Below are 10425 nucleotides of genomic sequence, written 5' to 3'. Positions count from 1 at the left end.
TGGGTCATGGGGTCAGGCCTCCACCAGCGTGTAGCCGGCCTCCTCGACGGCGGCGCGCGCGGCGGCGGGGTCGAGGGGGCCCTCGGAGGTGACGGTGGCGGTGGACACGCCCCCGGCGTTCAGGTCCACGTCCACGGCGGAGACGCCGGCGATCTCGCCGAGCTCCTCCCGGACGGAGGCGGCGCAGTGGCCGCAGGTCATGCCGGTGATCTTCAGGTCGGTGGTGGTCATCTCGTGCTCCTCGTGCGGTGGTGGGTGGGCGACGGCGCCGGTCAGCGCAGCAGGCGGCCGAGGGCTGCCGTCGCCTCGGCGACCTTCTCGTCGATGAGCTCGGTGCGGCCCTCCGCCTCGGCCTGCACCGCGGCCTCGGCCACGCAGTGACGCAGGTGCTCCGAGGTGAGGTTCAGGCTGAGGGACTGCAGCGCCTTCGTGACGGCGGCGACCTGCGTGAGGATGTCGATGCAGTACACGTCCTCGTCCACCATGCGGTGGAGGCCGCGCACCTGCCCCTCGATGCGGCGCAGTCGCGCCAGGTGCTTCGCCTTGTCCCGGTGGACTTGGTGCGGGGGCCGGTGGCCGTCGCAGGCGTCCGCCGCGGCGGACGGAAGGGGCGAGGCGGCGGCGGGCGCCGTCGTCGTGCTGTCCGTGCTCATACCCCCGTTCTATACCCCAGGGGGGTATAGGTCAAGGGGTCAGCCGGTGCGGGTGCCCTCGTCCGGCAGCGGGGCGGCGGCGGCTTCCCCCAGATCGGCGATCAGACCGCGGACCTGCAGGTCCAGGGCGTCGCGCACGCCGCGCACCTGCTCGAGGCTCATGCCGCGGATCGACGGCACGGACCACTTCTGCACCTGCGCGCCCTCGGGGATCTCGAACGGATCCGCGCCGTCGAAGAGCACCACGATCTCGGCGGCCCGGAGCACGTCCGGGTCCAGACCCTTGGTGTACGTGTGGTGCAGCGGGATGCCGATCTCGTTCATCGCCTCGAACGCGGTGGAGATGACCTCGCCGGCGGGCTCCGTGCCGGCCGAGCGGGCCCTGACCTCGCCGTGGGTGCGGTTCTCGAGCAGGGCCGCGGCCATCTGCGAGCGGCCGGCGTTGCCGTGGCAGACGAACAGCACACGCGGGTGGCGGGACTCGATGCTGCCCTGGTTGATCGCCCTGGCGCGCAGGCGCGAGGCGGCATGCTGCACCGCGGTGGTCGGCAGCATCTCCGGGTGGCGGCTCGTCGCGGCGAGCTCGGCGTAGGAGTCGAACAGGAGCTGACGCACCGTCGCCTCGTCGGCCACGCCGGGGAAGCGCGCCCTCAGCGGCCCGACCTCGCGCTCGAGCACGTGCGCGGCCATCCCGTGCGGCACGGGGCCCACCGCGGCGGGGGTGTCCGGCGCGGCCGGCGTGTCCAGCGGCATGTCGTCCACCGCCGGTGCGTGATCGGCGTGGGGGTCCGGGGGGATGGGGGCCATGGTGCGAGTCCTCCGGGGAAGGCGGTCGGCTGGACGCGAGGTGAACAGGTGCCCCCACCCTGCGACGTCGGGTGTGCCGGCGCAAGCCCTGGCGGGATCCCACCGCGCACGACGACGCCGCTCGCCGCCGTCGTCGGGGTGGCGGCTGAGGCCCGGGCCCGGAGCGGGGGTCCGCCGAGGTGGGAGAGAATGGGAGCCATGTCTGTCCGCTCCCTGCTCCCGGACCTCGGCACCCCCGCGACCGGGACCCCCGAGGCCGCCGTCCCCCCGTTCGCCCGGGCGGTGCTGTGGGCGCACGGGGACGACGCGTGGCGGGGCGAGGGCGGCTGGACCGTGCTCCTGGACGGCGCCGACCGGCTCCGCCGGCTCTCCGCGCTGTGGCAGGCCGCCGTCGCCGGGCGACCGGACCCGACGGCCCCGCTGCGGGGCTGGATCTCCTCGACCTTCGCCGATGACTCGCCCGAGCCCGCGGTCCTGCGCATCCCCGCGGATCTGCGCCGCGCCACGCCGTCCGGCGTGCGGGACGTGGCCCAGTACGTGGACGCGGACGCGCTCGCAGCCGCCGTCGCCGCGGACGGTGCAGCCCGGCTGCTGGCCGACGGTGCGGTGCCCCTGCCCGCCGACGTCGCCGACCGTGCCTGGGACGACGCCGGCTACGCGGCCGGGGTGCGCGAGCTGCTGACGCGGATGGCCGACTCGGGCGGGGAGCTGGCGAAGGTCGTGATCAGCCGCACGATGACCGTCCCCGCGGACGACGCCGACCTGTGGCGGGCGATAGGGGCCCTGCGCCGCGAGTACCCGCAGACCTGGGTGTTCGCCGTCGGCGGACTGCTGGGCGCCACGCCCGAGGTCCTCGCCACGCGGCACGCGGGGCTCGTGGGCTCACGGGTGCTGGCGGGGTCCATGCCGCGCGGCGCGGACGAGGAGGAGGACGCCGCGCTGCGGGATCGTCTGGCCTCCGACCCTCGGCTGGCGGAGGAGCATCGCTGGGCGGCGCGGTCGGTGCTGGACGCGCTGGCGCCCGTCGTCGACCTCGCCGATGACGACCCCGCGCCCACCGTCCTGACCCTGCCGAACGTGCACCACCTGGCCACGTCCGTGCGCGGCCGGCTGCGGGATGGGCGGGGGACCGTGCTGGACGTGGTGGCCGCGCTGCACCCGACGGCGGCCGTCGGCGGGACCCCCACGCCGGACGCGGTGCGGGTGATCGCGGAGGTCGAGCCCGTGGACCGCGGCCGCTACGCCGGGCCGGTCGGGTGGCTGGATCAGGACGGCGACGGCGAGATCGCCCTGGCACTGCGCTGCGGCCAGCAGGTGCCCGGCGGGGTGCGGCTGCAGGCCGGGGGCGGGATGGTCCCGGGAGCGGTGCCCGAGGAGGAGGTCACGGAGATCCGGGCCAAGTTCCTGCCGATGCGCCGAGCGCTGGGCGTCGCCGAGGACTGAGGCCTCCCGTGCCGGTCGCGCTTTCGTTCGGGAAATGGCGGCGTGTCGCGGTGCTTTCGTTCGGGAAACGGCGCCGCACGCCGGATTTGCGTGGGCGGCGATGGAACGGCGCCCAGGAGCGGAGGTGCCGGATGGCCGCATCAGCAAGGAGCGGTGACGCCGTTTCCCGAACGAAAGCGTCCTGGGGCCCGCCGTTTCCCGAACGAAAGCGTCTGGGACGCGAGAAGACCCGCCGGCCACGGCCCCTCGCGGGGCGGGCCGACGGGTCGTCGCGTCGGTGTGGGGGATCAGGCGGCGACGGCCATGGCCTCGTGGGCCGGCGTCGTGGCCTGGAGGCGGCGGGTGGCCTCGCGCTCGGCGAGGGCCGGCAGGAAGGTGGTGATGCGGGCGCCGCGCTTGAGGTCGGCGACGACCTCGCGGACGACCGAGCGGACGGTCTCGGCGGTGACGGTGCCCTCGAAGCGGCGGAGGAGGGCCTCCTCGACGCGCTGGAGCACGTGGCGCTGCATGAGGGGGCTCGGGGCGGTGGGCAGGTGGTGGCTGGTCGTGTTGATGCTCACGGTGAGCACCTCCTTCGGTTGCCGGACCACGAGTCCGGTGGATCGTCGCGGTGGGGCCGCGGGTGATGAGTTCGGTGGAGTCCCGACCTCGCGTTCCGTAAACGCTAGGTGAACTGCTTGTGAACAAGTTTACAGATTTCCTCCCAGAGTGCAACTCCGTGTTCACCAACGTGACCTGAGGCACTCCGCCACACATGCCTGGATGGCGCGAAATCAGCGCAATCATGCGGTTTTCGGATCGAGGTGCCACGAGCGGCAGGCGAACAGCAAGATGAACAGAAGGTGAACGGCACCGTTCATCTCGGCCCCCTGCCCCTCCTCCCGGCCCGGTGCGAGGCTGGGACCATGCGCCCCGACCGCCACTCCGCCCCGACCTCCGCGGCCGCCCTCGCCCGCGAGGCCGTGATCCTCGCCGGCGCCGGTGCGGCGATCCTGCTCCAGGTGGCGCACCGGCCGGTGGGGGCCGGCGTCGCCGTCCACTCCCGGTTCACCGAGGACCCGATGCGCCGGCTCCGCCACACGCTCGCCTACATCTACGCGGTCACCCTCCCCGAGGCCGCGCCGGCGCGCGACGCGGTCGTCGACCGGGTGCGGGCGGCGCACCGCCCGGTCCGCGGGGTCGACGCCGGAGGCCAGCCCTACGACGCCGCCGACCCGGACGCCCAGCTCTGGGTGGCCGCCACCCTCTACGCGATGGGGGAGCAGGTGCGCCGCCGGATGTGGGGCGCCCTCGACGCCGAGGACGCCGACCGCCTCTACCGCGGGTACGCCCCGCTCGCCACGAGCCTCGAGGTCCCCGCCTCCGCCTGGCCGGTCGACCGCGCGGCGTTCGCGGACTACTGGGACGACCGGGTGGCCCGGCTCGAGGTCACGGACGACGCACGGCGGGTCGCCGCCGACCTGTTCTCCGGCCATGGCGTCCCCGCGCCGCTGCGAGCCGCCCTGCCCCTGGCCCGGTTCGTCACCGCCGGTCTCCTCCCGGGGCGCGTGCGCGCCGGCCTCGGCTGGTCCTGGAGCGGGCGGGACTCCGTCCGGGAGGCACGCCTCTGGGGGCTGGCGCGCACCGTGTACCGGCCGCTGCCGGCGACGGTGCGCGGCGTCGTCGTGGGCTGGGTCCTGCGGGGGCTGCCCCGGACGCGGGAGCCGCGTGGCGCCGTCGTCGCGGAGGCGACCCGCCGGGATGTCCGCCCCGTCTGGGAGAATGGTGCCGATGTCTGACTACCAGCCCCGCCGCCCCGGATCGAAGCCCACCCCGAACCGCCAGAGGGACCGCGCCGGCAAGCCGGCCCTCGGCCGCCCCGAGCGCGGCCTGATCGACGAGTCCGAGGCGCGCCAGCTCGCCGAGGACCGAGAGCGCATGCGCCGCGCCGGCGTCGGCCACCAGCTCTCCGCGCCCAAGCGCCGCGAGGCCGCCACCGCCGAGCGCCCCCAGGTGATGCCGAAGACCGAGGGCTGGACCCAGCCGATGGGCCCGGACGGCCGACCGCAGCTGCAGTTCAAGCAGCCGCGCGTCTCCCAGCCGCCCACCCACCTGGCCGACCTCACGCTGAAGGAACGGCAGGAGAAGGCCAAGGAGATCGGGCTGCCGGCGTTCCGCGCCAAGCAGCTCTCGGTGCACTACTTCGAGCACTACACCACCGATCCGGAGCAGATGACGGACCTGCCCAAGGACAAGCGGGAGGCGATCGCGGAGGCGTTCTTCCCGCCGCTGCTCACCGAGGTCCGGCGCATGGAGACCGACCGCGGGGACACCGTCAAGTTCCTGTGGCGGCTGTTCGACGGCGCGCTCGTGGAGTCCGTGCTGATGCGGTACCCCGGCCGCGTGACGCTGTGCGTGTCCAGCCAGGCCGGCTGCGGGATGAACTGCCCGTTCTGCGCCACGGGCCAGGCCGGGCTGACCCGCAACATGTCCACGGCGGAGATCGTGGAGCAGATCGTGCTGGCCAACCAGGTGATCGCCCAGGGCGGACTGGGCGGCAAGCGCAAGGACGGCGGGCACGACGCCGACCGCGTCACCAACGTCGTGTTCATGGGCATGGGTGAGCCCCTGGCCAACTACAAGCGCGTGATGGCCGCCGTGCACCGCATGGTGGACCCCTCGCCTGAGGGCCTGGGCATGTCCGCGCGGAACATCACGCTGTCCACCGTCGGCCTGGTGCCGGCCATCCGGAAGCTGGCCGAGGAGGGCGTGCCGCTGACGTTCGCGCTGTCCCTGCATGCGCCGGACGACGAGCTGCGCGACGAGCTGATCCCCGTGAACTCGCGCTGGAAGGCGGACGAGGCGATCGACGCCGCGTACGACTACTTCGTGGCCACCGGCCGCCGGGTGTCCATCGAGTACGCGCTCATCAAGGACATGAACGACCACGCGTGGCGTGCCGACCTGCTGGCCAAGAAGCTCAACGCCCGGGGCAAGGGCTGGGTGCACGTGAACCCGATCCCGCTGAACCCGACGCCGGGCTCCATCTGGACCGCCTCGGAGAAGGACGTGACGCGCGAGTTCGTGGACCGGCTCAACGCCGCCGGCATCCCCACCACCCTGCGCGACACCCGTGGCAAGGAGATCGACGGCGCGTGCGGCCAGCTGGCGGCCGAGGACGTCGACTGACCCGCCGAGGCCCCTCGCGCGGCGCTCACCGGCCCGTCCGCGGGCAAGTCGCGAGGCCGGCGTCGGGAGGCGCCGTCAGAAGCGGACGGTCTCGCTGTCGCCCGGGTGGGCCTCGCCGCCGGTGACCTTGGCCTTCACCAGTTCGACGGCGGTGGCCACCGCGCCCGGGGACTCCCAGAACTGGGCGGTCTGCACATCCACGCGCACGAGCACGATCTGCGGATCCTCGGGGCTCGAGCCCTCACCGAAGAACGCCTCGGTGGCCGGGTTCCAGAACTCCTTCTTGCGCGCGTCGTCGCGGACGAGCTGACCGTGGCCCGCGAGGGAAGCCCAGAAGTCCTTGTCCTGGACGGCGACGTTGACCGGGCGCTGCGGAGCGTCCGCGGCGACGTCGGAGGTGGCGCGCGTGAGGAACCAGAGCGTGCCACCGTCCTCGGCCTGCTGCAGGCCCATCGGGCGGGTGACGAGCGTGCCGTCCTGCTCAGCGGTGGTCAGCATGCAGACGTTCACCTTCGCGAGCTTCTCGAGCAGACGGGCGCGGGGATCCTGGGTGCCCATGGCGTGACTCCTTCGTCGTCGGGTGCCGGCGCCCTGATGCGGCCACCGGCTCGTAGCACGGACCCGAGACACGGCCAGGCGGGCCCTGACCAGCGCTCAGCGGCGCACAGCCGCGGCGAGCCAGTCGACGGCGAGGGCGTAGCCCTGGACGCCCGCCCCGGCGATCACGACGTCGGCGACGGCGGAGACGTGCGAGTGGTGCCGGAACGCCTCGCGCCGGTGGACGTTGGAGATGTGCACCTCGGCGATCGGCCGGTCGACGGCGGCGAGGGCGTCCCGGATGGCGATGGAGGTGTGCGAGTACGCGGCGGGGTTGATGAGGACGCCCGCGTGGGAGGTGCGGGCCTCCTGGATCCAGTCGATGAGCTCGCCCTCGTGGTTGGACTGTCGGAAGTCCACGGTCAGCCCGTGCTCGGCCGCGCGGGCCTCGGTGAGCGCACGGACGTCGTCGAGGGTGGCCGTGCCGTAGACCTCGGGCTCGCGGGTGCCGAGCAGGTTCAGGTTGGGGCCGTTGAGCACGAGCAGGGGCAGGGCGGGAGTGGCGGTCATGCGGTCAGTCTAGGAAGCGACGACGACGGCTCCCGTCTCGGCCGCGACAGTGCGTGGAAGGCGCCCGTTTCTCGAACGAAAGTGCCGGGACACGCCGCCGTTTCCCGAACGAAAGCGGGGGTGGGGCGGAATAGGTGTGGCGGGGCGTCCGTTGTGGTCGGCAGGATGATCGCCGGCGTGAACGCGTCGGCCCCGCTGACGAAAGGACCCACCGTGGCCACCCAGGACCTGACCCTCGAGGAGTTCGGCTCCACCGTCGCCGAGAACGACACCGTGCTCGTGGACTTCTGGGCCGGCTGGTGCGGCCCGTGCCGCCAGTTCGCCCCCGTGTTCGAGGCCGCCTCGGAGAAGCACGAGGACGTCGTGTTCGCCAAGGTCGACACGGAGGACCAGCAGCAGCTGGCGGCGATGGCCGGCATCACCTCCATCCCCACGCTCATGGCCTTCCGCGGCGGTGTGCTCGTGTTCTCCCAGGCCGGCGCCCTGCCGGGCACCGCGCTCGAGCAGCTGCTCGACCAGGTCAAGGGCCTCGACATCGCAGAGGTCCGCCGCCTGGCCGAGGAGCAGCAGGGCCAGCAGGGCGACGCCGAGCCGGGGCAGGACGAGGCCGTGCAGTCCACCGCCGCCCACCTCGACGACGTCAACGGCCGCTGACGGCCCGCGCGGCGTCGCCGCGCCGGCCGCTCACCGCGGGTCGAACGCCCCCTGCTGCCACTGCTCCACGAGCCACGGGCTGAACGCGCGGGGCACGGCGGCCAGGGCGGCGGTCAGCTCGGCCGGCTCCACCCAGCACCACTCCGCGACCTCGTCCCGCTCCGGGGCGGGGTCGCCGTGCATCCGGGCCCGGAACACGGGGCAGACCTCGTGCTCCTCCATGCCGGAGGCGTCCACGGCGCGGTAGCGGAAGTCGGGCAGCACCTCGACGACGTCGCGCACCGGGACGCCGAGCTCCTGCGGGGCGCGGCGCAGCACGGCCTCCGCCGGGGACTCGCCGGGCCCGGGGTGCCCGCAGAACCCGTTGGTCCACACCCCGGGGAACGCCTTCTTCCCGAGTGCGCGGCGGGTCAGCAGGAACCGTCCGGCGTCGTCGTAGACGTGGCACGAGAACGCCAGGTGCAGGGCCGTGCCGCCGTCCTCGGTGCGGCGGTGGACCGTGGCCTTGGCCTCTGTGCCCACGGCCTCGCCCGCCGGGGACAGCAGGACCACGCGCTCGACGTCGTCGGGGCCTGCGGCCGGGACGTCCGAGGCCGCCATCCACGGTCGGACGACGGGGGAGGGGCGGTCGTGCGGGGAGGGCGTGGCCGGGGTCTGCATGCCTCTCAGTGTGGCAGGCGAGCCGGGCCGCCCATCAGATGTGGGCCACGTCACCTCGGCCCGATCCCGACGGCCGGGCGTGGCTAGAGTGCTGAGGTCGGCGCCACACCCCGGCGCGTCCCACGTCACTCCAGGAGAGCATCCCATGGCCTTCGCCGCCCTGTCCCGTTCCGCCCGTCTTGCCGGCCTGTCCGCTGCCGCGCTGCTGGCCCTCACCGCGTGCGGCGGTCAGGACTCGTCCGACGCCGACGCGTCCGCCTCGACGACGGCGCCCGCCTCCGCGTCCGCGCAGGGTGCGGAGTCGTCGTCCGCCTCGGCGTCGTCGCTGTCCGCGGCCCCGGCCGACTACGAGGCCGGCACGTGCTTCACCGCCCCGCTCGGCGCCCGTGACCTGTCCTCCTTCGAGACCACCGACTGCGAGGGCGCCCACACCGCGGAGTACCTCTGGGCCGTGCCGGCCGTGGCCGAGGGTGAGGAGGCCGACCCGGCCGCCGCCCAGACCTGCACCGCCCAGGCCCAGCGCCTGAGCGAGGAGAAGGAGGACCAGCTGAACGGGGCCGTCCTGACCTCCTCCGAGCTGGGCAACTACGGCACCGACGAGAAGCACTGCGTCGTGTACGGGGTCTCCGGTGAGTGGGAGGGTCAGATCGTGGACCCGGAGATCACCCTGGAGACGGCGTCCGCCGACGCCTGATCCCGCCGGCGGCCCCGTGCGTCGTGAGATCGCGCCGCTCGGGACCGCCGCGGATGGACGCGGGACCGGCGCGGCCCGTAGTGTCTTCTGCGTCCAGAAGTTAGACGGTCGAACAGATGCGGCGGTCGGTGCCGCGTCGTGTCCGCCACCGAGGAGGCGCCATGGGTGAAGCGAGGACTGGCGGCGAGGCCGCGCTCTCCGGGGTGACCGCCGAGCTGGACGCCGCGCTCCGACATGCCGCGGCCCAGGCACCCGGATCCGCCGCCTTCGCCGAGCTGCTCGACTCGCTCCACGTCCATGTGGGCGCCGGCAAGCTCATCCGCCCCCGTCTCGTCGAGCTCGGCTGGCGCCTGGCGACCGCCGACCCGGTCCCTCCGTCCGGCCGCGCTGCCGTCGACCGACTCGGGGCCGCCTTCGAACTGCTGCACACCGCGCTGCTCGTCCACGACGACGTCATCGATCGGGACGTGCTGCGGCGCGGCCAACCCGCCGTGCACGCCTCCGCCCGGCACCGCCTCGAGGCCCGCGGGGTGCCCGCTGCGGACGCCGCCCACGCCGGGGTCGCCGTCGCCCTCATCGCGGGGGACGTCCTGCTCACCCAGGCGTTCCGGCTCGCCGCCACCTGTGCCGCCGACACCGCCCGTGCCGCCGAGGCCGCCGCCGTCGTCTTCGACGCCGCCGCCGTGACTGCCGCCGGCGAGCTCGAGGACGTGCTCCTGGGGCTGTCCCGCCACACCGGTGAGGAGCCCGATCCCGACCGCATCCTCGCCATGCAACGGCTCAAGACGGCGCACTACACGGTCGGCGCGCCCCTGCGCGCCGGCGCCCTCCTGGCCGGGGCGGATCCCGACCTCGCCCGGGCGATGGGCGAGGCCGGCGCCGACCTCGGCGCCGCCTACCAGGTGATCGACGACGTCCTCGGCGTGTTCGGCGATCCCGGGGAGACCGGCAAGTCCGCCGACGGCGACCTGCGCGAGGGCAAGGCCACCGTGCTCACCGCCCACGGCCGCCGCATCCCCGCCGTCCGCGCCCTGCTCGACGCGGGCCCGGCCACCCCCGCGGACATCGAGGCCGCCCGCCGCGCCCTCGAGGCGGCCGGTGCCCGGGAGCACGCCCTCGACGTCGCCGCCGAGCTCACCGTCCGCGCCCGCGAGCGCATCGCGGCCCTGCCCCTGGACGAGACGGTCCGGGCGGAGTTCGCCGACGCCTGCCACGCCGTGCTGACCCGGAGGTCCTGAG

General features: G+C 74.3%; 13 protein-coding genes. 6 read left to right on the top strand and 7 right to left on the bottom strand.

Features of this window, described 5'->3' with window-relative positions; translation table 11 throughout:
- Positions 1 to 12 precede the first annotated feature (12 nt).
- The 3 genes from J1M41_RS07295 to J1M41_RS07285 are packed head-to-tail and all read right to left on the bottom strand — an operon-like array spanning position 13 to position 1460.
- Complete coding sequence (locus J1M41_RS07295; RefSeq protein ID WP_036339566.1) at positions 13 to 231, bottom strand: heavy-metal-associated domain-containing protein; 219 nt, start codon at positions 229 to 231, stop codon at positions 13 to 15.
- Positions 232 to 272: 41 nt separating this feature from the next.
- Entirely contained in the window at positions 273 to 653 is a 381-nt protein-coding gene (locus J1M41_RS07290; RefSeq protein WP_100058590.1) for a metal-sensitive transcriptional regulator, read from the bottom strand.
- Between the two features lie 39 nt (positions 654 to 692).
- On the bottom strand, positions 693 to 1460 hold the full coding sequence (locus J1M41_RS07285) for a low molecular weight phosphatase family protein (protein WP_206451454.1): 768 nt from the start codon (positions 1458 to 1460) through the stop codon (positions 693 to 695).
- A gap of 198 nt (positions 1461 to 1658) precedes the next feature.
- Between J1M41_RS07285 and J1M41_RS07280 the strand changes: the two genes are divergently transcribed.
- A complete protein-coding gene (locus tag J1M41_RS07280) occupies positions 1659 to 2903 on the top strand; it encodes an isochorismate synthase MenF (protein WP_206451453.1) in 1245 nt (414 codons plus the stop codon).
- 287 nt (positions 2904 to 3190) lie between these two features.
- On the opposite strand, the gene J1M41_RS07275 is transcribed toward J1M41_RS07280, so the two are convergent.
- Positions 3191 to 3463 carry a three-helix bundle dimerization domain-containing protein gene (locus tag J1M41_RS07275; RefSeq protein WP_255843399.1) on the bottom strand — a complete coding sequence of 91 codons (273 nt, stop codon included), beginning with the start codon at positions 3461 to 3463 and terminating at the stop codon, positions 3191 to 3193.
- Between the two features lie 345 nt (positions 3464 to 3808).
- Between J1M41_RS07275 and J1M41_RS07270 the strand changes: the two genes are divergently transcribed.
- Both J1M41_RS07270 and rlmN read left to right on the top strand, forming a co-directional pair.
- Complete coding sequence (locus J1M41_RS07270; RefSeq protein WP_206451452.1) at positions 3809 to 4681, top strand: oxygenase MpaB family protein; 873 nt, start codon at positions 3809 to 3811, stop codon at positions 4679 to 4681.
- Complete coding sequence (gene rlmN / locus J1M41_RS07265) at positions 4674 to 6071, top strand: 23S rRNA (adenine(2503)-C(2))-methyltransferase RlmN (RefSeq protein WP_036384305.1); 1398 nt, start codon at positions 4674 to 4676, stop codon at positions 6069 to 6071. Before J1M41_RS07270 ends, rlmN begins: the two co-directional genes overlap by 8 nt.
- Before the next feature lie 75 nt (positions 6072 to 6146).
- On the opposite strand, the gene J1M41_RS07260 is transcribed toward rlmN, so the two are convergent.
- On the bottom strand, positions 6147 to 6629 hold the full coding sequence (locus J1M41_RS07260) for a pyridoxamine 5'-phosphate oxidase family protein (RefSeq protein ID WP_036384307.1): 483 nt from the start codon (positions 6627 to 6629) through the stop codon (positions 6147 to 6149).
- Between the two features lie 96 nt (positions 6630 to 6725).
- On the bottom strand, positions 6726 to 7178 hold the full coding sequence (aroQ, locus tag J1M41_RS07255; protein ID WP_020628425.1) for a type II 3-dehydroquinate dehydratase: 453 nt from the start codon (positions 7176 to 7178) through the stop codon (positions 6726 to 6728).
- Between the two features lie 213 nt (positions 7179 to 7391).
- Between aroQ and trxA the strand changes: the two genes are divergently transcribed.
- On the top strand, positions 7392 to 7832 hold the full coding sequence (gene trxA / locus J1M41_RS07250; RefSeq protein ID WP_206451451.1) for a thioredoxin: 441 nt from the start codon (positions 7392 to 7394) through the stop codon (positions 7830 to 7832).
- Positions 7833 to 7862: 30 nt separating this feature from the next.
- On the opposite strand, the gene idi is transcribed toward trxA, so the two are convergent.
- Positions 7863 to 8492 (bottom strand): isopentenyl-diphosphate Delta-isomerase, encoded by a 630-nt coding sequence (idi, locus tag J1M41_RS07245; RefSeq protein WP_098094132.1) that lies wholly within the window; start codon positions 8490 to 8492, stop codon positions 7863 to 7865.
- Positions 8493 to 8637: 145 nt separating this feature from the next.
- Between idi and J1M41_RS07240 the strand changes: the two genes are divergently transcribed.
- Complete coding sequence (locus tag J1M41_RS07240; RefSeq protein ID WP_020626537.1) at positions 8638 to 9186, top strand: hypothetical protein; 549 nt, start codon at positions 8638 to 8640, stop codon at positions 9184 to 9186.
- A 161-nt stretch (positions 9187 to 9347) separates the two neighbouring features.
- Positions 9348 to 10424, top strand: coding sequence for a polyprenyl synthetase family protein (locus tag J1M41_RS07235; protein WP_010079993.1), 1077 nt, complete (start codon positions 9348 to 9350; stop codon positions 10422 to 10424).
- Position 10425 lies beyond the last annotated feature (1 nt).

Source organism: Micrococcus sp. KRD096, from assembly GCF_017168495.1.
Taxonomy (GTDB): domain Bacteria; phylum Actinomycetota; class Actinomycetes; order Actinomycetales; family Micrococcaceae; genus Micrococcus; species Micrococcus luteus.
This window is presented reverse-complemented; position numbering and strand designations above follow the sequence as displayed.

What these genes read in the sequence shown, in the direction of transcription:
- J1M41_RS07235 (WP_010079993.1), top strand. Translation starts at nt 9,348, where the DNA reads ATGGGTGAAGCGAGGACTGGCGGCGAGGCCGCGCTCTCCGGGGTGACC.
- J1M41_RS07270 (WP_206451452.1), top strand. Translation starts at nt 3,809, where the DNA reads ATGCGCCCCGACCGCCACTCCGCCCCGACCTCCGCGGCCGCCCTCGCC.
- J1M41_RS07295 (WP_036339566.1), bottom strand. Translation starts at nt 231, where the DNA reads ATGACCACCACCGACCTGAAGATCACCGGCATGACCTGCGGCCACTGC.
- idi (WP_098094132.1), bottom strand. Translation starts at nt 8,492, where the DNA reads ATGCAGACCCCGGCCACGCCCTCCCCGCACGACCGCCCCTCCCCCGTC.
- J1M41_RS07285 (WP_206451454.1), bottom strand. Translation starts at nt 1,460, where the DNA reads ATGGCCCCCATCCCCCCGGACCCCCACGCCGATCACGCACCGGCGGTG.
- J1M41_RS07240 (WP_020626537.1), top strand. Translation starts at nt 8,638, where the DNA reads ATGGCCTTCGCCGCCCTGTCCCGTTCCGCCCGTCTTGCCGGCCTGTCC.
- J1M41_RS07280 (WP_206451453.1), top strand. Translation starts at nt 1,659, where the DNA reads ATGTCTGTCCGCTCCCTGCTCCCGGACCTCGGCACCCCCGCGACCGGG.
- rlmN (WP_036384305.1), top strand. Translation starts at nt 4,674, where the DNA reads ATGTCTGACTACCAGCCCCGCCGCCCCGGATCGAAGCCCACCCCGAAC.
- aroQ (WP_020628425.1), bottom strand. Translation starts at nt 7,178, where the DNA reads ATGACCGCCACTCCCGCCCTGCCCCTGCTCGTGCTCAACGGCCCCAAC.
- J1M41_RS07260 (WP_036384307.1), bottom strand. Translation starts at nt 6,629, where the DNA reads ATGGGCACCCAGGATCCCCGCGCCCGTCTGCTCGAGAAGCTCGCGAAG.
- J1M41_RS07290 (WP_100058590.1), bottom strand. Translation starts at nt 653, where the DNA reads ATGAGCACGGACAGCACGACGACGGCGCCCGCCGCCGCCTCGCCCCTT.